Consider the following 23,863-nt stretch of genomic DNA (forward strand, 5'->3'; position numbering starts at 1 on the left):
TTACTCCCTCCCTTGGCGAGTACGATCATCGCGGGATGGACGTCCACTCAAAGGCTCATTCGCGCGAGTCGTTGATACAGATGAAGAATTAACATTTTGCTGTGGCTTAGCTTCCAGCTCATTTGTCGCAGGCTTCTGCTGAATTAACTTATCTAGCGGTAGGTACATTAAGTTGCCGTTGTTCTTAGCATCAATCAGCACTTTATTCGTATCTGTCATCACTTGCTGCATTGTATCAAGATACAAACGCTTACGAGTCACTTCAGGCGCAGCTTGATACTCTGGTAATAACAACTCAAAACGAGCCACTTTACCGCGAGCTTCCAAGACTTCACGCTCTTTGTAAGCATTCGCTTGTTGCGCCATACGTTCAACTTCACCACGAGCTTTTGGTTCAATTTCACGGGCATAAGCTTCAGCTTCACGAATAAAACGTTGTTCATCTTCTTGGGCAGAAATCGCATCATCGAAGGCGTCTTTCACTTCTTCTGGCGGACGTGCCGGTAAGAAGTTAACGTCAACAACAGCAAGACCCAATTTGTACGGTTCAAGAATGCGCTCTAACTCTTTCCACGTATCGCGACGAATAGCATCACGGCCCGTAGTCAGAATATCATCCATCTTGTTATGTCCAATGACATAACGCAGTGCACTGTCAGTCGCTTCACGCAAACTGGCGTTCGCATCGACGGCACTAAATAGATATGAGTAAGCATCTAAAATACGATACTGAACATCAAGCTCAACTTTCACGACGTTTTCATCGGATGTCAGCATGCTACCAGACGCAGGAATAGAGCGAACCGATTGAATGTCGACGGGATAAATTTGGTCGATAAATGTGGCTTTCCAATGAAGTCCAGGGCCAATTTCGCCAGCGTGTTTACCAAATCGCAGTGCCACACCACGCTCAGCTTCTTTAATTGTATAAAAACCCGAAAGTCCCCAAACAACTACAGCAACAGCAAGAATGATGATTAGGCTAAACGAACTAAAAGACTGGCCTGAGCCATTTCCTTTGCCGCCAAAGCGCTTTGAAAGATTACGAAAAACCTCGTCAAGGTCCGGTGGTCCTTTGTCGTTACCACCTTTATTTCCCCAAGGATCATTACCCTTGTTACCGGGCTCGTTCCAAGCCATTTAGCACTCCATAAGTGGATGAAATAAATTAGATTATTAACAAACAGCTTCATCTATCGAATCTTCGAAGACGAAGGTTTCTAACTCACCCTGACTCTGTTTTGTTAATCGGCGCCAATCGGCGTCCGATAAACGAACAGACAAAATACAGTTCCCCAGATCGTCGTACTCTTTCTGCTGTATCGCATCCAGTCGATAAAACTGGCCAAGATAATGTCCAGCAGTTGCCGGAATTCTAAGTGTTAGCTCTTTAATCACCTCACCAATAAGCTCAGTGATGGCTTTCAATAGCAAATCAAATCCTAAACGCTTCTGTGCTGAAACCCAAACTCGAACGGGTTTGCCTATGTCGTTATATTCAATTCTTGGCGTCACATCTTCGAGTAAATCGATTTTGTTACAGACCACGAGTTGCATGACTTCATCGGCTTGGATGTCTTTCAGTACAGATTGAACCTGATCAAAATTATCCGCCATGTTTTCATCTGCACAATCAACTATGTGTAGTAATAACTCAGCTTGCCTTGTCTCTTGTAAGGTTGCCTTAAATGCAGCAACGAGATCATGGGGCAAATGACGAATGAACCCTACAGTATCCGCTAATATCACGGCACCATCAGGTAAATCTAACTTTCTTAGCGTAGGATCGAGTGTGGCAAATAGCTGATCTGCAGCATAAACATCAGATGATGTTAGGGCATTAAACAGCGTTGATTTACCCGCGTTTGTGTAGCCGACTAATGAAACTGTCGACAAATCACTACGCTTACGTGCACGTCGACTCTGTTCACGTTGCTTATCAACTCGCTCTAAGCGTTTGTTGATATTTTTAATCCGTCCTCTGAGCAAACGTCTATCGGTTTCGAGCTGGGTTTCCCCTGGACCACGTAAACCAATACCGCCCTTTTGCCTTTCAAGATGCGTCCAACCACGGATCAGGCGAGTCGACATATGGCGCAATTGCGCTAGCTCCACCTGTAACTTACCTTCGTGAGTTCGCGCTCTTTGGGCAAAAATATCGAGAATAAGTGTCGTACGGTCGAGCACACGACACTGACACACTTGCTCAAGATTACGCTCTTGGGCTGGACTCAATGCATGATTAAAAATCACCACATTGGCTTCAGTCGCCGCCACTAATGCAGCTAACTCTTCGGCTTTACCAGAACCCACAAAAAATTTGCGATCCGGTGAACGTCGACTTCCAGTAATCACCCCGACTGATCTTGCCCCAGCTGATTCTACTAATAGCTGCAGCTCGACTAAATCTTCTCGGCGTTCCTCATCGGAAAAGTCGATATGGACAAGAACCGCAGTTTCTCCCGCCTCATAACGATCAAACAAGAAGCAAACTCCTCAGATAATACTTATTCGCCACTAGGCGCATCATCTTGAGCACCATATCCGCCTTGGGCATTTTGGTGACCAGTAACGTTGAATGGGCGTGCTGGCACGACAGTAGAAATAGCGTGTTTATAAACCATTTGGCTCACTGTATTTTTCAACAGAATGACAAATTGATCAAACGACTCTACCTGTCCTTGGAGTTTAATGCCGTTAACCAAGTAAATTGATACAGGAACGCGCTCGCGACGCAATGCGTTCAAAAATGGGTCTTGTAAAGATTGCCCCTTAGCCATTTTATTATTTCCTTTTTAATTTATATAAAATAAATCGATATCAGTGATAGTTTTTTGTTTAGTTTTAGTATTATACAGCAAGGGCTAATAAGCTAGCGGCATTGACGCATAAGTATAACTAAATTCCCCTCAGCACCACTTTCAAGCCAATTCAACTCTGGCCAACTCCGCAACCATGTTAATTGACGCTTAGCCAATTGCCTAGTAGCAGCAACCGCTTTTTCGACCATAGTATCATAGTCAAACTCACCATCTAGGTATTGCCAGCACTGTCGATAACCGACACAACGCATTGAAGGCAAGTCTAAATGCAAGTCTCCACGGGCTTTTAGCTCTGTGACTTCCTCAATAAAGCCCTGTTTGAGCATAAGCGCAAAACGTTGCGCTATTAAGTCATGTAACACTTTGCGCTCGCGCGGTGCAATAGCAAACTGCACTACGTCATAGGGCAAGGGGGCTGACTTGGTCTGAGTCAACTCAGTCATGCTCTTGCCGCTTATTCTATAGACTTCCAGCGCTCTTGAAAGTCTTTGTGGATCATTAGGATGAATTCTTTCTGCCGACACGGGATCTATCTCCCTTAATTGGTCATGCAGTGCTTCCCATCCCTTTTTATCCGCCTCCGCTTGGATCTCGGCCCTAATGGCCTCGTCCGCACTCGGTAAAGGTGACAAACCTTCGAGTAACGCTTTGAAATACATCATGGTTCCGCCAACTAATACTGGCGTTTTCCCCATGCTGACAATCTCTTCTATCTGGGCTATTGCATCGGCTCTAAAGTCGGCTGCCGAATAGCTTTCACTGGGATCACGAATATCAATTAATCTGTGCGGCCCGCGAGCCAGTTCGTCTGCTGAAGGCTTGGCACTGCCAATGTCCATACCACGATAAATTAATGCCGAATCGACCGAAATGATTTCACAGTTATGCTTTTCGGCCAATTCTAATGCTAAAGCTGTCTTACCTGAGGCCGTTGGCCCCATCAAAAATAACACTTTAGGCTGTAATTCTTTATTCACTTGCTTGCTCTTCTAGCCACGATTGCCAAGGTAAGAATATCGCTTTGTTGGCAATAAGCTGTTTTTTCTCTTCAGCTAACTGCGAAAATGCTGCCCAGACTTCTGGTGCCGAAACGAATCCCGTTAAACTGTGTTTTGCCAACCAAAATGCCAATGCGCTCGGCGCAGGTGTTTCAAAACGTAGCGATTGTAGCCACTCAGGGATCACTTTGGCTAACTGGCTCTCTCTGATATATGGGGGCACTTTTTTAATAATCAACTGCTGGTAACGAATTGTTAGTTCTAAACCTAATTGGCGGATCAGCGTGTCGTGTTCAGTGAGCACAGCCTGCCAATCCGCATCAGCCGCGACAGACACTGGCATCAATAAAGGCTGACCAATTAACCCCGTCGCTAGTTTAGCTTCAATCTCTTGGCATCGCGTCGCCAATGCTACTGATTTTATTGATAATAGACTGAGTTTATCTTCCGACGTCATCACCCAATATTGCCCATCTAATATCGATGGCATAGGTAACACAGACTGATAATCTTGATCTTTTACACTGTAAGAAGGGGTTTGCAGTAAAGCACCATAACTTGCTATTGCCGCCTTTGACGGTAATTCAGTACGTTGTCGAGATTCACCTGCAGAATAACTGCCACGGCTGCTGTCCCTTGGCGTTGTCATGCTGCCAAAAGCATTGGTTTGAGTGCCAAAACTGGCGCCTTCTCGTCCTGCGACTAGAGACTTTACTTGAACGGCAGGGGTAACTGAATCTTGAGCAGACTCAAGTGTATCAGTTTGCGCATTAACTAGAGCTGAATCAGCGCCAAGTACAAAAGGGGCTGAGATTTCAGTGGCGCTTATCGGGGCATCCACAAACACATCTTCAACCTCACCCAAAGAGCTAGAGTGAACGAAGTTGAGCTCTCCTGCTTCTTCCAGCGCCGATTGCAATGCTTGCAGAATATAATCATGCACATAGCGACTCTGATGGAATCGCACCTCATGCTTAGCAGGATGCACGTTAACATCCACTTGATGGGGATCGATATCCAACATCAGCACGTAGCCGGGTTGTTCAAGTTCTGCTTTTTGAGCAAAGGCTTGACGCACTGCATGATTGACCAAGCGATCACGGATAAGGCGTCCATTGACATAAAAGTAATGGGTATCGCTGATAACCGGTGACCAAGGTGACTGCAAATAGCCACTGAGGCGCAAATCATCGTGTTGGCATTCAATCTTAAGCGCTTGCTCGGCAAATGGACGGCCACACACTTGCGTCAAACGCTGTAAATACTGGGCTTCATTCATGGCAGGACGATAATTACGTACTGTCTTGCCGTTATGCGTCAGCGTGAAATGGATATCCCCACGCACTAATGCAATGCGCTTTAACCATTCATCTATATGGGTAAATTCGGTTTTGTCACTCTTTAAAAAGCGTCTGCGAGCCGGTGTATTAAAGAATAAATCCACCACTTCAATCGTCGAACCTACTGGATGCGCGGCGGGCATCACTTTAACTGCCATGTCGGCACCTTCAGCATGGGCTTGCCACGCTTCGGTTTGCTCAGCCGTGCGTGAAGTTAAAGTTAAACGTGAGACTGAGCTGATACTGGCTAGCGCTTCACCACGGAAACCAAAACTAAGGATTGCTTCAAGATCGTCTAAGGTGTGTAACTTTGAGGTCGCATGGCGCGATAAGGCTAGCGCGAGTTCATCTTTAGGTATGCCAGATCCGTTATCGCGAATTTTAATCAGCTTGCTACCGCCTTTGTCGATTTCAATATCGACTCGGCTCGCTCCTGCGTCGAGGCTATTCTCGACCAATTCTTTGACTACGGAAGCGGGTCTCTCAACCACTTCCCCCGCCGCAATTTGGTTGGCTAATTGCGGAGGCAGGATCTGAATGCCCATCATGCTTTCCTATTTAACTCTGGGGTATGACTAGCGTTTGCCCTAACTGCACCACATCGGACTTCATTCCATTCGCTTGTTTGATGCTGGACATTGGCACACTGTAACGTTGCGCGATTGCAGATAAAGATTCTCCGCGACGGACCTTATGTTTAACCTTTGTCGATACCGCATCGCCAACATAGGCTGTAGGTGTTCTTTCAGTTGGCGTTCTTTCTGCTGATGCTTTTGCTGTGGTTTTGGCCGGCTTAGCACTGCTAGAGCTTCCTCCCCTTCTTTGGGCAAGCAAAGTATCCGCTGGCGGATTGTTGTGATAGTAACGGCTCACCCCCTTATAAATAGCATTGGCAATGCTCTCTTGATGGCGACTACTCGACAGTAAACGCTCTTCTTTAGGGTTTGAAATAAAGCCCGTTTCAACCAAGATTGAAGGAATATCCGGTGACTTCAGCACGGCTAAACTCGCGGACTCAGGGCGACTTTTATGCAATTGAGTCACGCCACCTAAATCTTTTAAAATATCCCCCGCAACAGAATGGCCAATTGCCATCGAACTGTTCATTGACATATCGAGCAGCGTCATAGCCAAATACTGTTCATTATCCGTGTTTTGAATAATCTCACCCGCGCCGCCCAGCAACTCAGAGTGTTTCTCTTTTTGCTCTAACCAACGACCAATTTCACTATTAGCACGACGCATTGATAGCACCCATACGGAGGCGCCACGTGGATTGGGCGAGGTAAAGGCATCCGCATGGATAGAAATCAGCAGATCTGCCTTACTGTTACGCGCCAGTTCAGAGCGTTTATTTAAATTCACAAAATAATCACCAGTACGGATCATCACAGCACGCATGCCTGGCGTGTCATTGATTTTGCTGGAAACACGTCTGGCGATTTCTAGGGCGACCTTTTTTTCATAAACACCAGAAGGACCAATGGAGCCAGGATCGTCGCCACCATGACCCGCATCAATAGCAATGACAATATCGCGGGATGATTGCGCCGCTTGGGTGACAGTTTTGACGGGTGTAGATGACACGATAGCCGTTGCCGTAGTTAACGTTTTATCTTCTAAATCAACCACTAAACGATTGCCATAGGGCGCAGTAACAGGCAAAGAAAACAAGCTTGCATTCAATGGTTTTACGAGATCGATCACTAAGCGCAAATCACCTTTAGTCGGTGACTTACTGATCCGTACGCCCTTAACTAACTTACTGTTGTTTTCAAGATTTTTAAGCACAACTTTAGCAGTGGTCTTTTTTAAATCCACCACTAAACGATTAGGGCCATCTAAAGAGAAATAGGTGTAATCAGGCACTCCACTCAAGTCAAACACGATTCGAGTTGACTCAGGCGCGGCCCAAATACGTACGCTTTCTAACTGATTAGCAGCATGGGCCACCACAGAGAAAAAAGAACATAAAGAAAGAATAATAATTTGAAAATACGGGTTATTTTTTATCATTTTAGTTTTTATTTTATCGCTTTTAATAACTTTTCACCTGGCTCAGACAAGGCCTCTATGCGTATTTCTCGCCCACTATTTTGATAACTTAAATGCATATGGACATCGGCAGCGGGCAGTAAACCCTCTCCCTTATCTGGCCATTCAACAATGCACAGACTCTTATCCGTAAAGTAATCACGGATCCCCATAAACTCGAGTTCTTCTGGATCGTTTAAACGATACAAATCAAAATGATAAACTTCGACACCTTCTAACTCATAAGGTTCAACTAAAGTGTAAGTCGGGCTTTTAACGGCACCTTTATGGCCCAATCCCTGAATTAAGCCACGACTCAGCGTCGTTTTACCGGCTCCTAAATCACCCGTAAGATACAGAGTCAAAGGCGCTTGGACATGGCGGGCTAATTTTTGCCCAACCGCAATAGTGTCGTCTTCGTTGTCTAAGAAAAAAGTTAACTCTGTCATATCCGCTTATATCACTGCTATTATTGATGGAGAAGCGACTCAATCCTAAAAAGGCACAGGGCACATAACAAAGTCCAGCCCCGCTTGAGTCTCACATTCCGCCTAGAGTAAATCACTATTCACTAATTGGCGAATAAAAGGCATTAAATCGCTCGCTAACATACCCCGTTCTCCCTGTATTGCCGCAAGATCAGCGGCGCAACCATGTACGACTACGCCAAGCACAGTTGCCTGCATATTATCCATTCCCTGAGCCATGAGCGCGCCTATAATACCAGATAACACATCGCCACACCCACCACTGGCAAGCCCAGGGTTGCCGACTGGTGCAACTACCATTTGCTGACCATCAAAAATGACCGTTCCTGCGCCCTTTAGCAATACAACGCCGCCGTACTTTTGCTGTATAGCGCGAACAGCGGCAAATCTATCCAGTTCAATATCGACCACGGTACAACCAAGTAAACGCGCGGCCTCGCCCGGATGTGGTGTTAGTACCCAATTCGCTTGGCGCCTTGGTTCATTACTGAGCAGATTCAACGCATCGGCATCTAAAACACAAGGCTTATCGCTCAAGCCCACGGCTTTAAACAAATTATACCCCCAGTCATGCTTACCTAAACCAGGGCCAAGCACGATAACCTGCGCCCAACCAAGGCGCAGATACACTTCCATATCGACTAAATCACAACCCCAAAACATCAGTTCAGGACGGGAGACATTCACCGTCAGTTGATGCTCAGGTCGACTGATCACAGTGACTAATCCCGCGCCTGCACGTAGGCAAGCCTCACTTGCCAGTCTCACAGCACCAGCCATGCCTATATCACCGCCGATGACAGTGACTTTTCCCGATTGGCCTTTATGGCTATCCCGTGCTCGGGCGGCAAAATAGTCCTTAAGAGTCTCTCTTCCAACTCTTTGTGCGCTCGCTTCAGCAAAGAAAGGCGTTAATCCTAAATCTGCAAATTCAAGCTCGCCACTGTAATGCCGCGCCTTACCTGTTAACACACCTTGCTTTACACCACCAAAACATAAGGTGATATCCGCCATCACAGCAACACCTACTACGGCGCCTGTATCAGCAATGACTCCAGAGGGTAAATCAAGGCTCAATACCCAAGCCGAATTGTCATTGATGGCACGGATATATTTAGCCATATCGTCGCGCACAGCATCACGTACACCCGTACCTAACAGACCATCGACTATGATTTTCGCAGCGAGAATAGGTTCAACCTCTAACGGCAGTAATTTTCCACCTTCAGCAAGATAATGGGTCAATGCTTGCTGACACTCAGGTGTACCTGCCGCTGACGTCATCATCACAGAAACGTCCATACCACTGGCACGGGCTAAATAGGCGCACACTAAAGCATCGGCACCATTGTTACCGCTGCCGGCAAGGATTAACACAGGTGAGACTTTGGAGCTATGTTTCGCTAAACACTCAAAAGCCGCCGCGCCAGCACGCTCGACCAATTCATAGAGACTAGATACTCCCTGAGACACTGCACTCAGTTCAGCTTCGCGAACTTGTGTTTGGGTGTATAGAGCTTTGGGAAATTGCGATAGATCTTGTGCCATGAAGGATCTCCTTAGACACCAATGACTCCATTTCACAATGAGTAATCTCACCATAGAAGTCTTGGCAGAATTGAGCAAGGCCAATAAAAATCAGCCAATAGATCAAGAAAGTAGCAAAAAAAGCAGCGAGAAATTATGACGTAAATCAGTTCTGGCGCAGAAACCCGCCCAAATGGAGCAAAGTAGAGTAAAAGTGGCCGATACAAAGTCGACATAAAAACCAAAGCCAGCACTGGGCTGGCTTTGAGATTCGAGAAGAAATGACGGTTTAGATATCGTCCATCCGAATCGTACTATGGACTAAACGTTGCTGCTGAGTTTTCTCTACTCGGATCAAATTGGCTAACGCATTGCGCGCATCTTCCGCCGTGGTTGAGTTAACTGTTTTTTCTAACAAACCAATCAGACGATTTTCTAGGTCTAAATGTAAGTTGAGCACATCATCTTCATTCATGTTTGCGGGCAACATAGTATCTTGGCAACGCTTAGTAAAGTCTTCAAAAGTGAAGTCTTTATACCAAGTATCAAGAATACGATGTGGTGCTTCATCCATATAATCACGCAGTTTTTCTGCCATGGTTTTTTGGTGTGATTCAAAATACTCCAACATCATTTTCACACGAGCCGAGTCAGCTTGATTATTGAGTCGGCCATAGAGTTGCGCCATATCTAAGCGGCAATTTGCCACATACTCGAGTAGATCACGTAATTGTTGAATACGCATATAATGCACTCCATTGTCAGGCCAACTACTTGGCGCTATTAATTTTGTCTAATTCCATTATGTGAGTAAAAGCGTTACGAATATTTGAACAAGGTCATAATTTAACTTTCACGCAGCTATCTAATTTAGGAAAACTTGAAGAAACACGCTATAGATCACGCATCTAAATCCTATCACACTGTTTTGTATAAAAGAGAAAAGCCAAAAGAGATCTCAACACACTTAGCCCAAAGGGTATTCGCAAGTCTTTGGTTATGCATGGTGAATCTGAGATAGAGGGCTTGAGGTAGATGTCAGTGAATCAAGACAAATATAGATGAGCCAATTGAGGGAATTATGTGAGAAGTACAGCGACATTATGAACTTAACCAATTGAAAGTTAAATAAACAATAAGGAAATGGAACGAAATTGGAGCGACATAATTTTGATCAAGAGCGGTTCGAACCTATGACCTATACCTTGGCAAAAAAGAATGTATAGCCATATCAAGTCCGCAACTGAGCTAATGTCAATTGAGTAATGTGATAATGGAAGATTCAGGGCATTGGAGCGACATGATTTTGATCAAGAACGGTTCGAACCGATGACCTATACCTTGGCAAAAAAGAAGGTATCGCCATATCAAGTCCGCAACTGATCTAATGTCAATTGAGTAATCTGATAGTGGAATATTTAGGAAATTGGAGCGACATATCGGGTTCGAACCGATGACCTATACCTTGGCAAGGTATCGCTCTACCAACTGAGCTAATGTCGCATAATCTGTATTAATGATTTGGTAAATCACTAAGTTTTAATTTGGAGCGACATATCGGGTTCGAACCGATGACCTATACCTTGGCAAGGTATCGCTCTACCAACTGAGCTAATGTCGCATAATCTGTATTAATTATTGGTAAATCACTAAGTTTTAATTTGGAGCGACATATCGGGTTCGAACCGATGACCTATACCTTGGCAAGGTATCGCTCTACCAACTGAGCTAATGTCGCATAATCTGTATTAATGATTTGGCAAATCACTAAATTTTAATTTGGAGCGACATATCGGGTTCGAACCGATGACCTATACCTTGGCAAGGTATCGCTCTACCAACTGAGCTAATGTCGCTTTTTGCATCACTGCTACATTTGCCTTCAACATTAATAAAGGTATCGTCTATCAACTTTTATCAACTGAGCTAATGTCGCCTTTTGTATCGCTGCTACATTTGCCTTCAACATTAACAAAGGTATCGCCTTTAACATTTATCAACTGAGCTAATGCCGCATTCAATCTAAATGACCGCACATCTCTGTTCGCATCAAAAAGTTGAGGCCGCATTATATGAAAAATTCATGCGGCTGCAACCCCTTCTTGCATATTTATCTACTGATCGGTCAAATTTTAAATACTTTGCTGCGATAATACTGCAATTCAGCGATCGACTCTTGGATATCCTGCAGGGCTTGGTGAGTATTTTGCTTCTTAAAACCGTCCATAGTTTCTGGGCTCCAACGCTTCACTAGCTCTTTAATCGTACTGACATCCACATTGCGGTAGTGGAAATAATCTTCCAGCTCGCGCATATAACGATTTAAAAAGCGTCTATCTTGACCAATGCTGTTACCACACATTGGAGAGGCGCCCTTAGGAACATGCTGTTCTAAGAAGGCAATCGTCTTAGCCACGGCTTGCGCTTCGGTTTCTTGGCTAGCACGAACGCGGTCAATCAACCCTGACTCACCATGGTGCTTTTGATTCCAATCATCCATAGCGGCCAGCACATCATCTGACTGATGAATTGCAATAACCGGGCCTTGACCGATAATATTGAGTTCTTGATCTGTCACTAAAGTGGCAATTTCAATGATCCTGTCGACGTCGGGCTCTAACCCTGTCATTTCCAAATCGATCCAAATGAGATTATTTACATCTGCCGTCATAAATCAGCCTTATCGTGTCAGTTAGCCTAAATTCAGGCTTTTTTATTCAAGAGCGTGTATCATACTGCTTTTTTCCAACACAAAAAATCACCTAATTGACGAAGACGAATCAGTGAGTAAAAAGAAACCCCTAAGCCAAGGTCAATTACGCCGTATGCGCGCTAATCACGAGAAGCGACTCAATCGTGATAGTGGCGATAAAAATACGCCAGAGTTACAGGATAGTTCATTGGGGCAAGAACAGCCCGGTACTGTGATTTCACGTTTTGGCCAACATGCCGACATAGAAACTGAAAGCGGCCAAATTGTGCGCTGTAATATTCGCCGTGCCGTCACCAGTTTAGTGACTGGCGATAAAGTGATCGTACGCTTAGCCATTGAGAGCCAAGCCAATAGCGGCATCGCAGGTATTGTTGAAGCCGTTCATCCACGTCGCTCATCACTTACACGCCCAGATTTATACGATGGCGTGAAAATTATCGCCTCGAATATCGACCAAATTTTGATTGTCTCCTCGGTATTACCCAGCTTTACCACCCAGATCATCGACCGTTATTTAGTGGCCGCTGAAGATACCGATATTCCACCTATCATCATTTTGAATAAAATTGACTTGCTCAATCCCGATGAAGCGCAGGCAATAGATGAAGCGCTACAGCGCTACAAAGACATTGGCTATCCGGTTTATAAGGTCAGCAGCAAGCTCGGTGATGGTATCGATACCATCAAAGGTATACTCAAAGATAAAGTCAGCGTGTTTGCGGGCCAATCTGGTGTGGGTAAATCATCAATCATCAATGCATTACTACCCGATGCAGAGCTTATTATCGGCGATGTTTCCGATAACTCAGGTTTAGGCCAACACACCACCACCACAGCCAAACTGTTGCACTTGCCTAGTGGTGGCGATTTGATTGACTCCCCAGGCGTGCGCGAGTTCGCCCTATGGCATCTTCCTGCACAACGTGTCGGCTGGTGCTTTATCGAGTTTCGCGAATATCTTGGCGCGTGTAAATTCCGCGATTGTAAACACGGTGACGATCCCGGCTGTGCACTTCAAGAAGCCCTGAGCCAAGGTAAGATCAGCGCAGATCGCTTTAATAATTACCATAAAATTATCGCCAGCTTAGATGAACAACGTCATGCCCGCCATTTCCGTGCGGCCACTGATGAATAACGACTTATTGATAAATAACAACAGTCTCAGCAAAGATTGAGCAGTAAGAAAAGGAATTGAAATTGGATAAAGTCAAAATAGCGCTGCAGTACATGCTGCCAAAACACTTGTTATCTCGTTTAGTGGGTAAACTCGCTGCAGCCGAAGCTGGCACCTTGACCACTGCCGCCATCAAGTGGTTTATCAAACAATATAAAATCGACATGAGCGAAGCGGCGCAGAGTGAGCCTGAAGCCTATAAAAGCTTTAATGCCTTTTTTACCCGCGCCCTTAAACCCGGTATTCGTCCGTTAGACATGGACGCCGATATCATGGTACATCCCGTCGATGGTGCGGTAAGTCAGTTAGGCCCCATCAAAAACGGTCGCATCTTCCAAGCTAAGGGTCATCACTATTCATCGTTAACTTTGCTTGGCGATCAAGCCGAAGATGCTAAACGCTTCGAAGGCGGTGATTTTGCGACTATCTATCTGGCGCCTAAAGACTATCACCGTATCCACATGCCGATTAAAGGCACGTTATCAAAAATGACCTATGTACCTGGCGAACTGTTTTCGGTGAATCCGTTAACGGCGAGACACGTACCCGGTCTATTTGCCCGTAACGAACGCGTTGTGGCGATTTTTGAAACCGAATTAGGTCCATTGGCCATGGTATTGGTTGGCGCAACAATTGTTGCCAGTATTGAAACTGTATGGGCTGGCACAGTCACGCCGCCGACAGGTAAGCAAGTCTTCACTTGGGAATATCCAACCCAAGGCCCAGATGCCATCACCTTAGACAAAGGTGAGGAAATGGGTCGCTTCAAGTTAGGCAGTACTGTAGTGATGTTGTTTGCTAAAGATGCTATCGCGACCTTTGCTGAAGGTGTCGAAGCCGAAGCAGTGACTCGTATGGGACAAGCCTTCGCTAACCTGAAAGACGTTAAGCAAGCGGATTAAGCTTTCTTGAGTTCTGCTAAACCTTCGGGATTAATTGAATTGCATCTGGCTGTGCTGCTATTTGGCGGCACAGCTTTGTTTTCTAAATTAATCCCGCTCAGTGCCCTCGACATCACCTTTCTACGCTGTATCGTCGCAGCCACAGTGTTAGGTTTGCTAGTCAAATTCAGCCGCAATCGTTTAACGCTGGCAAGCAAACAAGATTATCTAGTCGCAATCGGGCTTGGGGTTATCGTCAGCCTACATTGGGTGACCTATTTTGCGGCCATGCAATTATCATCGGTTGCCATTGGCATGATTGCGTTTTTCACCTATCCGGTGATGACAGTCATTGCTGAGCCGTTACTGACAGGTAATAAGATAAAATTACACGATATGCTCAGTGGCGTGTTAGTGCTGATTGGGGTGATATTGCTAATCCCTGAGGCCAATTTAGGTAACGACACTACGCTAGGGATTGCCATCGGCATAGTATCTGCCATCTTGTTCACCACCCGTAACTTATTGCACAAACGCTACTTTTCCCAGTACAGCGGCCCCCATGCCATGTTCTATCAAACCTTGGTCGCTGTGGTGTTCCTGATGCCGTGGCACCAAACGGAACTGGGCAGTATCTCATTAGAAGTGTGGGGATTAATTATTTTACTCGGCGTCGTCTTTACCGCAGCGCCACATGCGCTATTTACTTCTGCGCTGAGGCAACTCAGCGCCAAAACGGTTGGGCTAGTCTCTTGCTTACAGCCCTTTTATGGCGCCATGTTAGCGCTGATCATTTTAGGTGAAGAGCTCAATCTCAACACCTTAATTGGTGGCACTATCATAGTCGCTACCGCCATCTTCGAAACCCATCAATCGCACCAGTCACAGCGGCGAAAAAAGAACGCCTGAAACATACCAATCTCAACGCAATTTGGCTAATATGGAGCGTCTTTCGCCCCTAAATGTCTTTAGCCTATATGCCACGTATTTTATTGTTCATTATTGCTTTTTTCACATTTTCCGCACTTGCCAATTCGCCTTTGCAGTTGGACAAACGTCTTGGCATGAACAAGCAAGATCAGCAACAAAATCTCAGCATTGACGAACAAATTAACGAACTAAAAATTAACATAGAAAAACTCGCCGCCAACGCAGCCAGTTTCCAACAAGCGCAGATTGATTTTGAGCAACATAAGAAGCGCACTAACCAAGCACTGAAAGATGCCTATAAGCCTTTATCTCTGGAAAAAGGTACTGACCTCAGCCAGCAGGCTTCCATGGCCTATATTCGCTTGTCTGAACTTAAAGAAAGCGAATCCACCCTTGGCCGACAAGTTAACGATTTATTGCTACGTCACAATGACTTACCTACCGTTATCGCCAGCGCGAGGCAAACTGTCGCCCAAAACAAAAAAGCAGAACTCGCCCCGCTAGATACCCCTACGGGAGAGTTACAGCAAACTCAACGACTCTTCTTTGAACAAAGCCTTGCCACCGATGAAGCAGAACTTGCCAGCAGCCAAAAACGCATTGAACTGACGCAATTACAATTACAGCTAGTCCGCCAACAACTGGTGCAGCAAGAAGCCTTGATCGAAACCATCAACAAGGCAATCAATAAACAACGTCAGCAACAAACGGATGCCACCCTAGCCAAAAACTTAGTTAATACCGAAAAAGTCATCGATCCTATCACCCGTAATATTGCCGACACTAACCAGATTTACGGCCAAAAGCTGCAAACGTTAACTTTGCAGATCAATAATGTGGTCGAACAGCAGGAACAGGCAGAAACCCAATATCAATCCCAAGCTAAACAACTGGCAAACATCCAAGAGCAGATCACTTGGGTCAAAATGAACTCCGCCTTTGGTGAGCGCTTTTTGCAGATGTTGCAATCACTGCCTAAACCACCGAATCACGAAAAACTGCAAACGCTGATCGCCGATGCGCGCTTAGACAGATACCATTTAGAGCAGCAACAAGCCCTCAATGAGCAAGAATTAGAACAACCCGGCTTATACAATGAGCAGCAGATTAAGCTCTTACACTCGCAACAGAGTTTGATCTCGCAGTTGATGCAAAGCTATGACCAATACTTGAGTGAATTAGGCAAGCTGAAGGTCAATTACCAACAACTGAGTCAACAGAATCTCACCCTCAAAAATACCCTTAACGAACATTTATTCTGGGTGCCTAACGCTGCAAGTATCAGTAAGTTATGGCTTACGGATCTTGAGCGCAGCACGGTTTGGCTTGTGCAACAAGCACAGTGGGATGAACTGGGAAAAGCCTGGGATGAACAAAACGATTATTGGTCTTGGTGGATCATATTGCTGGTACTGTGTTTAGTCGTACAAGACTTGATCACTCCTAAATTCAATCGCTTGCTAAATCATTACACTACTTATGTGGGCAATGTGACCCAAGATAAATTCATTTACACTCTCAAAGCGCTCGCCTGCAGTATCAGCTATGCGTTGATAAAACCTTTCCCAGTGATCATGGCGGGATTGATTTTCTACCATTCCGATCGCAATTTTGTGCAAGCAGTGGGTATGGGCATACTGGCGATTGGTTTAGTGTATCTCTTATATCGCTTTATCTTTATTCTGACACTCGACAAAGGCGTACTCGTGGGCCATTTCAAACGCCCCTCAAAACTCATCCAAGCGGGACAATCACGGCTCAGACACTTTGTGCTGATTGCTAGCCCATTATTGGGTCTGATGGGCTTTACCGAAGTGCTCGACACATCACTGGTACGTAATAGCATAGGCCGCGGCGCATTCATTATTTTCTGTATCGTTTTATTCTTGTTATACAAAGATATTTTAATCCTGAGCCGTAAAAACTCAGATGCCAAGAAAGACGGTAAAAACAAAAAACTCATTCAGAAAATGCTCTGGACCTTACTGATTTCTGTGCCGCTTTTAAGCGCAGTGTTAGCCTTTAGGGGTTACTACTTCACCGCTTTCCAAATGCTGTTACAACTGCAATTATCGATCGTGCTGGGTCTGGGTTTCTTGCTCTTATACCAATTGATCAAACGGTGGATGTTAATCGAACGCCGCCGTATCGCCTTCGATCGCGCTAAGGCAAAACGTGCAGAGCGCTTAGCACAAAGGGAAAAAGGCGAAACACATCACCCTTCCGTCGATGGACTCGATACCTACGAAGAACCCGTGGTCGATCTGGAAACCATTTCGAGCCAATCCCTTGGCCTAGTGCGTTCACTCTTGTTATTGGCCTTTTTAGCCAGCTTGATTGGTCTGTGGACTCAAACCCATACGGCGCTGTTTTCTTTCCTCGATGGCATTACGCTGTGGACAACCAATACCAGTGTGAATGGCTTAGAGCAACAATTGCCCATTACCATGAAATCACTGATGTTTGGGCTGATAGTGGTGGGTTTCTCGTTAATGATTGCCACCAATTTGCCCGGCCTACTTGAGCTAATGATCCTGCAAAGGCTTGATCTCTCGCCTGGAACGGGTTTTGCGATCACAACCGTCAGTCGTTATCTGGTGGTTTTCCTCGGACTATTAATCGGCTTCTCTAATCTCGGGATGGAGTGGTCTAAGTTACAATGGCTGATTGCCGCACTGTCGCTCGGTTTAGGTTTTGGTTTGCAAGAAATTTTCGCCAACTTTATCTCAGGTTTGATCATTTTGTTTGAGAAACCCGTGCGGATTGGCGACACAGTGACAATTCGTGATTTAACAGGGACAGTCAGTAAAATCCAAATTCGGGCGACCACCATTATTGACTGGGATAGAAAGGAAATTATCATCCCGAACAAGGCCTTTATCACAGAGCAGCTGATCAACTGGTCCTTGTCAGATCCTATTACTCGGGTCATTGTTTATGTGTCGGTGGCGCGGGATTCAGACCCTGCCAAAGTTGAAGCGACCCTGTATCAAGCGGTGCAAGAGTGTGAAGATGCACTTGCCAGCCCAGAACCTGAGGTCTGGTTTGCCGGCTTTGGTAAACATACCCAAGATTATGAAGTGCGCGCCTATGCAAAAGATATGTCGGCACGCTGGCCACTGCGCCATGATTTACATAAACGAGTGACTAAAAAACTCAAAGAAAACAATCTCGAACTCGCCTACCCGCAGATGGAAATCCATATTAAGAATGGTCAAAATCGCGAGCAACAAGGCATAATTAGAAGCTAATAGGATCGCAGACCATGCTTATTTTTGCTCACCGCGGCGCCAGCGGTTATCAGGCCGAAAATACCTTAGCCGCCATGGCTAAAGCGTTAGAATTGGATGCACAAGCCGTCGAACTCGATGTACATAATGTCGAAGGTGAGTTAGTCGTGTTTCACGACAGACGACTCGATAATAAAAGCTCGGGCACGGGCGTCATTCACTTAGTGAGCAAGGACTACCTAGCAAGCATCAATGTGAAAGGTGAATCCATTCCGACGCTATGGCAAGTACTTGAGCTGATTGCGGGGCGCTGCATAGTCAATATAGAGTTAAAAGGCATTAATACCGTCACGCCATTAATCGACTTATACCCAAAGGCTATGAGTCAGCTTGGGTTTACCAAGGAGCAGTTACTGATTTCCTCCTTTAACCACCCCTATCTGCATGAACTTAAACAGGCGTTGCCGGATGTGTTAGTCGCACCATTGCTTGCCAGTATTCCACTCGATGGGGCTGGCGTGGTAAGCGAACTGAATGCCTATTCATTGCATTTAGATGTGAGTTTTATCAGCCAAGCGCTAGTAGATGACGCCCATAACCGAGGTGCCAAGGTTTATGTTTATACTGTCGATCATATTGATGATATTCATGCGCTTAAGCAGATAGGCGTCGATGGCGTGTTCAGCAATTACCCCGATCGCGCCATGCAAGCCTTAACTCAAAAGGCAATGGCCGATTACTCTGGCTACTTTGAGTAACGGCAAAAATAATAACGCTATTAAGCTTGGCTATTTCGCTGAGCCCAATAACCGATAAAAATAAACATGGCCACAATTAACAGAAACATCCAATGGGATGGCATAGCCACTATATGTCTTGCCACCCAAGGCGTGGCTTTCACGATCAATAGTCCATAGCCAAAGGCATTCACAATAATAAAAACAAATGTTCGCAGCACAAAAGAATGCCCCAACAAATGACGCCTTAAGATACGATTTACATCCGCTGAAAAAACCAAAATAAGACACACCACCATAGCGGTAGCAATATCGAAGGCCCAAGGGCGAAGCATATTGCCTAACTGGGCAATAATGGCGACTAATTGATCAAACATAGACTTAACCTAAAAAGATGCAGCGCAATCCATCTGAGTGGCCGCGACAGCGTATTGAAAAATAACAATAACCAAGCATAAAGGGAGACGCCATGGGGCACAAGTTACTCTTGCTAACAAAGGCAAATCAACAGTACCGCGACTTGATTGAGGCGCAGAGTCTCCCAGATTTAACGTTACTCGATGATAATCCAGCGAGCATAATTGATGCAGATATTTGGTTAGCCGAACCTAAACTCGCCGCGCCCCTATTACCCCATGCTAAAAATCTGCAATGGTTACAATCAAGCTTTGCTGGTATAGATGCTCTGATGAGTCCAAGGGGCAGAAAAGACTATCAACTCACCAATATTAAAGGCATTTTCGGCCCGCTGATGAGCGAGTATCTATTCGGCTATTTACTCGCGCATATCCGCGGCCATCGTTTTTATCGCCAGCAACAAGGACAAAAACAGTGGCTGATTCAACCCCTGCAGCGCCATTCAAGCCTACAGGGAATGCGATTACTCTTACTCGGTACTGGCTCAATTGCCCAGCATCTCGCGAAGACGGCAAAGCACTTTGGCATGCATGTCACAGGGATCAATCGAAGTGGTAATACCGTAGAAGGTTTTGATGCCATAGAAGCTATGTCCAATTTAGGCCAAGTGTTGACACAGGCCGATGTGGTTGCAAATCTACTGCCAAGCACTCCTGCAACGCATAATCTTCTCAATGCTGACATGTTAGCTATGTTAAAAGCTGATGCAGTGCTGTTTAATGTTGGCCGCGGTGATGTACTCGATCTCGATGTGCTAAATACCCAGCTGATCGCTAATCCTAGTCAGCAAGCGATCCTCGATGTATTTGCTCAGGAACCTTTGCCCAATAGCCATCCTATTTGGGAACGGGAAAATGCCGTGATCACGCCGCATATTTCGGCGCCAAGCCATCCTGCACACATCGTCGATATCTTTAGCCAAAACTATCGCCGCTACATCATGGGTGAGCCACTGCAGAATCGAGTCGACTTTAGTAAAGGTTATTAGATCAGAGATAAGAAATTGAGTTAGAAATCAGTAAAAGAAAAGGCAATAGTCAGACTATTGCCTTTTTATCTTAAATTTTAGGCAGTTAAACCCTAAAGCTGCGCTTTAAGAATTGATCGACCAATACCGAGTGAGAATCCATCTCGCGGGTCACTTCGTCATTCAAGCCGACCATTTCACTGCCGAGTTGATGACTAGAATGGGTAAATTGCGACACATTCACCACGCTGCGATTCATCTCATTTGCCACACTCGATTGCTCTTCAACCGCGCTGGCAATATGGTGCGTCATATCGGTAATGGTCGAAATGGCCTCACGAATCGTACGTAATGCCGTACCCGCTAAATCCGCCGTTGAAATACATTCGGAAGCGGCAACCACTCCTTGCTGCATACTGATAACAGCTTTATTCGTCCCCTGCTGCAACAGATTAATCATACTGTGGATTTCTTTTGTGGCATCGTGAGTACGTTGTGCCAGCGCCCGTACTTCGTCAGCAACGACAGCGAAGCCACGACCTTGCTCACCCGCCCGAGCCGCTTCAATTGCTGCATTCAATGCCAGCAAATTCGTCTGCCCCGCAATACTCTGAATCACATCGAGCACTGTGCCAATATCTTTACTGTGGGCTTCTAACTCAGTAATCACTTTTGACGTTTGTTGCAGTTGCTCCGCCATAGCTTGAATCGAGCGAATAGTACTCGACACCGTTTTATCACCATTGATAGTTTCAGCGGATGCCATTTGCGTGGCACTCGCCGCATCGGCACAATTGGAGGACATATCGCCTAATGTGGCGGTCATTTCCTGCATCGCTGTAGCAACTTGCTCTATTTCAGACAGTTGAGCCTGACTGGTACTCTGGATTTGTTTTCCCTTAGCGGCAGATATTTTGGCCTGTTCTGACACGTTATAACAGGAATCCGATGCACGCCCAAGAATCGACTTAAGCTCTGAATTCTGCATTTGCAGTGCTAAATCAATCGCGCCAAGATCGTCACAGTTACCACTATAGATATGGGCCATCAGCGGATTATCGTAGATATGCTTCGCCTTAGTCACTAAAGCATAGTAACGACTCAGCACCAGATTACCGCCCACCAGCAATACTAGGACACTTATCGCTAGGGCAATAAAGCCCATTAAGCCAATTTGCAGAGCAAGGTAAAACATAGGTAGCATGGCAACCAATGCGAGTAACAGCAATTTAACTGGCATATCCAAGGTACGTTTTAACGCACTGACGCTGCCCTTTTTGTTCAACTCTGCATAGGCTATTTCTGCACGCTTAACCTGATCGCGTGTGGGTTTAGTGCGTACAGATTGAAACTCGACGACTTTGCCATTAACTGAAATCGGTGAGACATAGGCATCGACCCAATAGTGATCGCCATTGGCGCAGCGGTTTTTCACTATCCCTTTCCAAGGCTCGCCTTTTTTGATACATCGCCACAGATCTTCAAACGCTTGCGGAGGCATATCTGGATGACGCACCATGTTGTGGGGCTTGCCTAGCATGGCATCGAGGTCGTAACCGGCAACGGTACAGAAAGATTGATTGGCGTAAGTGATATGACTTTGAGTATCCGTGGTCGACAATAAAATCCAATCCGCTGGATAATCATATTCTCGCTGTGTAACTGGTAAATTAGTTCTCATGAAACCTTATGGATCTTTGATTAATTCTTCGTTATTCATCCATGAGTTATCCATCCGTGAGGCATCATCACCCTGACTCTGTATTCCTAAACCCTTCTAAAACTGCCTAGCTTTTTAATGCTAAAACACACCTAGCATAGACGATAAAACGTGCGCCATGTAACAAAAACGTTAAAGTATGAAAATCACCCAAAAAACATGATTGCATTTGATAAGCGTTTTCATTTAGAATTAGCGCAATTCGATTGGAGACTAATATATGTACGTTTGTCTTTGCCATGCGATCACTGATACGCAAATTAAAAACGCAGTAAGCCAGGGCGATAGCTCGCTTGCTGACGTAAAAAAGCGCTTAGGTGTTGCCGATCAATGTGGTAAATGCGCCAGAATGGCAGTGCAGATCATTCAGAATCAACTAGAGCTTGAGCCTAATTATTACGAAGTCGCATAGAGTTCATCGCGAATAGCATGGTAAAGGGTAATTCACTCACGAACAAACTTCCGACAAGCTAAAACCACGCTGACTCAAGCAAACTTAATCCCAAAAATCCAGCGGCAACAAAGTCTTCTATCTGTCATTTCGTCTTAAATAATCTTGCCAGCCTAATCTTTAGATATGATGTTTTAATGACAAGCCCCACTGAACGCCAAGCTCGAAAGCCGCGAATAATTCAATGGGGTTACAGATCCAACTTCCGAGTCAAGCCTACTTACGTTTCAACAAATAGGCCGCTTCATTAAGCCAAGGCACGGCTTTCTTAATAAAACGTGGATTGTCGGCCAACACATCTTGCGACGCTAATACTTCAATATCAAAATCCTCACTCAGATGCTGCTCTACCCAAGTAGGGGATACAGCAAAAGGTGGGCCGATAAGGGATTCTTGCGGATAATCTAAAGTCACTAATAAACCGACACTGCCGCTAGGTAATAAGCTCGCTAACTGCTTGGCATATTGTGCACGCATACTTTCTGGCCATGCGATCAAAGCCGCGCGATCATAAAATGCTGTCACTTCTTGAGTGATAGCCTTAGGTAGGGTGAAAATATCACCCTGATACAAGCTGATCTGTTCGGTTTGATAATGCTGGTGTTCACCCACGGCCGTTTGCGTCATCTCGAGTTGGTTATCGCTAAAAAATTGCTGTACAGCCGATTCATTCAACTCACACCCTATGACCTGATGCCCCTGTTCTGCGAGGAAACACATGTCTAGCGACTTACCACATAAGGGCACAAAAACCTTGGTATCTGCGGGTAATGCAAGCTGCTGCCAATACTTAACGAGGAAAGGATTGATGTCTTGCTGATGAAAACCTATCTGTTGCTGCTGCCACTTTTCATGCCAAAAACCGGGTTCCATGGGTTTATCTCTATTCGCTAATGTTGTCCTTACTCTAATGACATTTTAAAGTGGATGCAAAGCCTCCTGCCATTCGGCAAACTCAGCAATGTAAAGACTCACTTACTGATCTAACGTGGCTTGCACTTTACGCAGCCAAACACAGTTATCGCATTGGCATTGACGGCGTGATAAATGATGTGGGCTTAAAGATGAGTCGATAAAGTCCACGGCGATCAACAACTGCTGTTTTAACTCGGCTATCGATTTTTCGTTCACGGCCACCAGCTCGTCATTCTGGTTCATCCAGATACATTCCATGCCCTGATGACAAGTTAAACATTGCTCGTCTCTATCATTAAAAAATACCGCATGCGGGCAATGGGTCACTTCCATTGACTGTAAAATACGCTTACGCGGATATTCCAAAAGTTCGATCAACAAGGCTTTATATTGGGTGGGCATACGCCCTCCTTAGCTGCACTTTGTCTGTGGGTTAATTAACAAAAATTGATTCCATCTAATGCTCCAAAGATTACCTATAGTCGCGAGGATTTAATTTGATGTAAGTCAAAGTCAGTG

At 45.4% G+C, this 23,863-nt stretch carries 21 protein-coding genes and 4 tRNA genes; 7 read left to right on the forward strand and 18 right to left on the reverse strand.

The genetic code is table 11. The features are described 5' to 3' along the window. From hflK to orn, 14 genes are all read right to left on the reverse strand, one after another. The gene (gene hflK, locus ACHA99_RS19660; RefSeq protein ID WP_028761770.1) at nt 1–1,140 is read right to left on the reverse strand and encodes an FtsH protease activity modulator HflK; all 1,140 of its coding nucleotides are present in this window, start codon (nt 1,138–1,140) and stop codon (nt 1–3) included. 36 nt (nt 1,141–1,176) lie between these two features. After that, nucleotides 1,177–2,484: a ribosome rescue GTPase HflX gene (hflX, locus tag ACHA99_RS19665; protein WP_263139778.1), complete on the reverse strand. Its 1,308-nt coding sequence runs from the start codon at nt 2,482–2,484 to the stop codon at nt 1,177–1,179. Between the two features lie 23 nt (nt 2,485–2,507). Continuing rightward, entirely contained in the window at nt 2,508–2,780 is a 273-nt protein-coding gene (hfq, locus tag ACHA99_RS19670; RefSeq protein WP_006084207.1) for an RNA chaperone Hfq, read from the reverse strand. A gap of 92 nt (nt 2,781–2,872) precedes the next feature. After that, a complete protein-coding gene (gene miaA / locus ACHA99_RS19675) occupies nt 2,873–3,799 on the reverse strand; it encodes a tRNA (adenosine(37)-N6)-dimethylallyltransferase MiaA (RefSeq protein ID WP_393944521.1) in 927 nt (308 codons plus the stop codon). After that, nucleotides 3,792–5,705 carry a DNA mismatch repair endonuclease MutL gene (mutL, locus tag ACHA99_RS19680; RefSeq protein WP_393944523.1) on the reverse strand — a complete coding sequence of 638 codons (1,914 nt, stop codon included), beginning with the start codon at nt 5,703–5,705 and terminating at the stop codon, nt 3,792–3,794. Before mutL ends, miaA begins: the two co-directional genes overlap by 8 nt. A gap of 13 nt (nt 5,706–5,718) precedes the next feature. Beyond that, the gene (locus ACHA99_RS19685) at nt 5,719–7,176 is read right to left on the reverse strand and encodes an N-acetylmuramoyl-L-alanine amidase (RefSeq protein WP_028761765.1); all 1,458 of its coding nucleotides are present in this window, start codon (nt 7,174–7,176) and stop codon (nt 5,719–5,721) included. A gap of 8 nt (nt 7,177–7,184) precedes the next feature. Beyond that, entirely contained in the window at nt 7,185–7,643 is a 459-nt protein-coding gene (gene tsaE / locus ACHA99_RS19690) for a tRNA (adenosine(37)-N6)-threonylcarbamoyltransferase complex ATPase subunit type 1 TsaE (RefSeq protein ID WP_028761764.1), read from the reverse strand. A 102-nt stretch (nt 7,644–7,745) separates the two neighbouring features. Further along, nucleotides 7,746–9,230, reverse strand: coding sequence for an NAD(P)H-hydrate dehydratase (locus ACHA99_RS19695; protein WP_393944526.1), 1,485 nt, complete (start codon nt 9,228–9,230; stop codon nt 7,746–7,748). Nucleotides 9,231–9,498: 268 nt separating this feature from the next. After that, nucleotides 9,499–9,954: a hypothetical protein gene (locus tag ACHA99_RS19700; protein WP_028761762.1), complete on the reverse strand. Its 456-nt coding sequence runs from the start codon at nt 9,952–9,954 to the stop codon at nt 9,499–9,501. 682 nt (nt 9,955–10,636) lie between these two features. Further along, nucleotides 10,637–10,712: transfer RNA gene (locus ACHA99_RS19705), tRNA-Gly, on the reverse strand. Nucleotides 10,713–10,754: 42 nt separating this feature from the next. Beyond that, nucleotides 10,755–10,830, reverse strand: a tRNA-Gly gene (locus ACHA99_RS19710). A gap of 41 nt (nt 10,831–10,871) precedes the next feature. After that, nucleotides 10,872–10,947: transfer RNA gene (locus ACHA99_RS19715), tRNA-Gly, on the reverse strand. Between the two features lie 42 nt (nt 10,948–10,989). Next, nucleotides 10,990–11,065: transfer RNA gene (locus ACHA99_RS19720), tRNA-Gly, on the reverse strand. Nucleotides 11,066–11,334: 269 nt separating this feature from the next. Further along, entirely contained in the window at nt 11,335–11,880 is a 546-nt protein-coding gene (gene orn / locus ACHA99_RS19725; RefSeq protein WP_393944528.1) for an oligoribonuclease, read from the reverse strand. 112 nt (nt 11,881–11,992) lie between these two features. Here orn and rsgA point away from each other — a divergent pair, with 112 nt between their 5' ends. The 5 genes from rsgA (at nt 11,993) to ACHA99_RS19750 (ending at nt 18,895) form a co-directional block, all read left to right on the forward strand. Next, a complete protein-coding gene (rsgA, locus tag ACHA99_RS19730) occupies nt 11,993–13,057 on the forward strand; it encodes a small ribosomal subunit biogenesis GTPase RsgA (RefSeq protein WP_105250279.1) in 1,065 nt (354 codons plus the stop codon). Nucleotides 13,058–13,119: 62 nt separating this feature from the next. Next, nucleotides 13,120–13,998 carry an archaetidylserine decarboxylase gene (asd, locus tag ACHA99_RS19735; RefSeq protein WP_212599644.1) on the forward strand — a complete coding sequence of 293 codons (879 nt, stop codon included), beginning with the start codon at nt 13,120–13,122 and terminating at the stop codon, nt 13,996–13,998. 6 nt (nt 13,999–14,004) lie between these two features. Next, complete coding sequence (locus tag ACHA99_RS19740; RefSeq protein WP_393944531.1) at nt 14,005–14,886, forward strand: DMT family transporter; 882 nt, start codon at nt 14,005–14,007, stop codon at nt 14,884–14,886. A gap of 68 nt (nt 14,887–14,954) precedes the next feature. After that, complete coding sequence (locus ACHA99_RS19745; RefSeq protein WP_105253001.1) at nt 14,955–18,158, forward strand: mechanosensitive ion channel domain-containing protein; 3,204 nt, start codon at nt 14,955–14,957, stop codon at nt 18,156–18,158. A 14-nt stretch (nt 18,159–18,172) separates the two neighbouring features. Beyond that, nucleotides 18,173–18,895 (forward strand): glycerophosphodiester phosphodiesterase family protein, encoded by a 723-nt coding sequence (locus ACHA99_RS19750; protein ID WP_263139785.1) that lies wholly within the window; start codon nt 18,173–18,175, stop codon nt 18,893–18,895. Nucleotides 18,896–18,915: 20 nt separating this feature from the next. On the opposite strand, the gene ACHA99_RS19755 is transcribed toward ACHA99_RS19750, so the two are convergent. Further along, nucleotides 18,916–19,251 (reverse strand): DUF3392 domain-containing protein, encoded by a 336-nt coding sequence (locus ACHA99_RS19755; protein WP_113939153.1) that lies wholly within the window; start codon nt 19,249–19,251, stop codon nt 18,916–18,918. 92 nt (nt 19,252–19,343) lie between these two features. Between ACHA99_RS19755 and ACHA99_RS19760 the strand changes: the two genes are divergently transcribed. Next, a complete protein-coding gene (locus ACHA99_RS19760; protein ID WP_393944534.1) occupies nt 19,344–20,279 on the forward strand; it encodes a D-2-hydroxyacid dehydrogenase in 936 nt (311 codons plus the stop codon). An 85-nt stretch (nt 20,280–20,364) separates the two neighbouring features. Here the strand turns inward: ACHA99_RS19760 and ACHA99_RS19765 are convergent, their stop codons facing one another. Further along, nucleotides 20,365–21,939, reverse strand: a complete 1,575-nt coding sequence (locus ACHA99_RS19765; protein WP_263178285.1) for a PAS domain-containing methyl-accepting chemotaxis protein — start codon at nt 21,937–21,939, stop codon at nt 20,365–20,367. Nucleotides 21,940–22,198: 259 nt separating this feature from the next. Between ACHA99_RS19765 and ACHA99_RS19770 the strand changes: the two genes are divergently transcribed. Next, nucleotides 22,199–22,390: a bacterioferritin-associated ferredoxin gene (locus tag ACHA99_RS19770; protein WP_076498521.1), complete on the forward strand. Its 192-nt coding sequence runs from the start codon at nt 22,199–22,201 to the stop codon at nt 22,388–22,390. Between the two features lie 255 nt (nt 22,391–22,645). Here the strand turns inward: ACHA99_RS19770 and ACHA99_RS19775 are convergent, their stop codons facing one another. Both ACHA99_RS19775 and ACHA99_RS19780 read right to left on the reverse strand, forming a co-directional pair. Beyond that, nucleotides 22,646–23,302 (reverse strand): thiopurine S-methyltransferase, encoded by a 657-nt coding sequence (locus ACHA99_RS19775; protein ID WP_173496265.1) that lies wholly within the window; start codon nt 23,300–23,302, stop codon nt 22,646–22,648. 102 nt (nt 23,303–23,404) lie between these two features. Next, complete coding sequence (locus tag ACHA99_RS19780) at nt 23,405–23,746, reverse strand: hypothetical protein (protein WP_105250285.1); 342 nt, start codon at nt 23,744–23,746, stop codon at nt 23,405–23,407. Nucleotides 23,747–23,863 lie beyond the last annotated feature (117 nt).

This window comes from Shewanella sp. S23-S33 (assembly GCF_043359565.1).
GTDB lineage: Bacteria > Pseudomonadota > Gammaproteobacteria > Enterobacterales > Shewanellaceae > Shewanella > Shewanella oncorhynchi.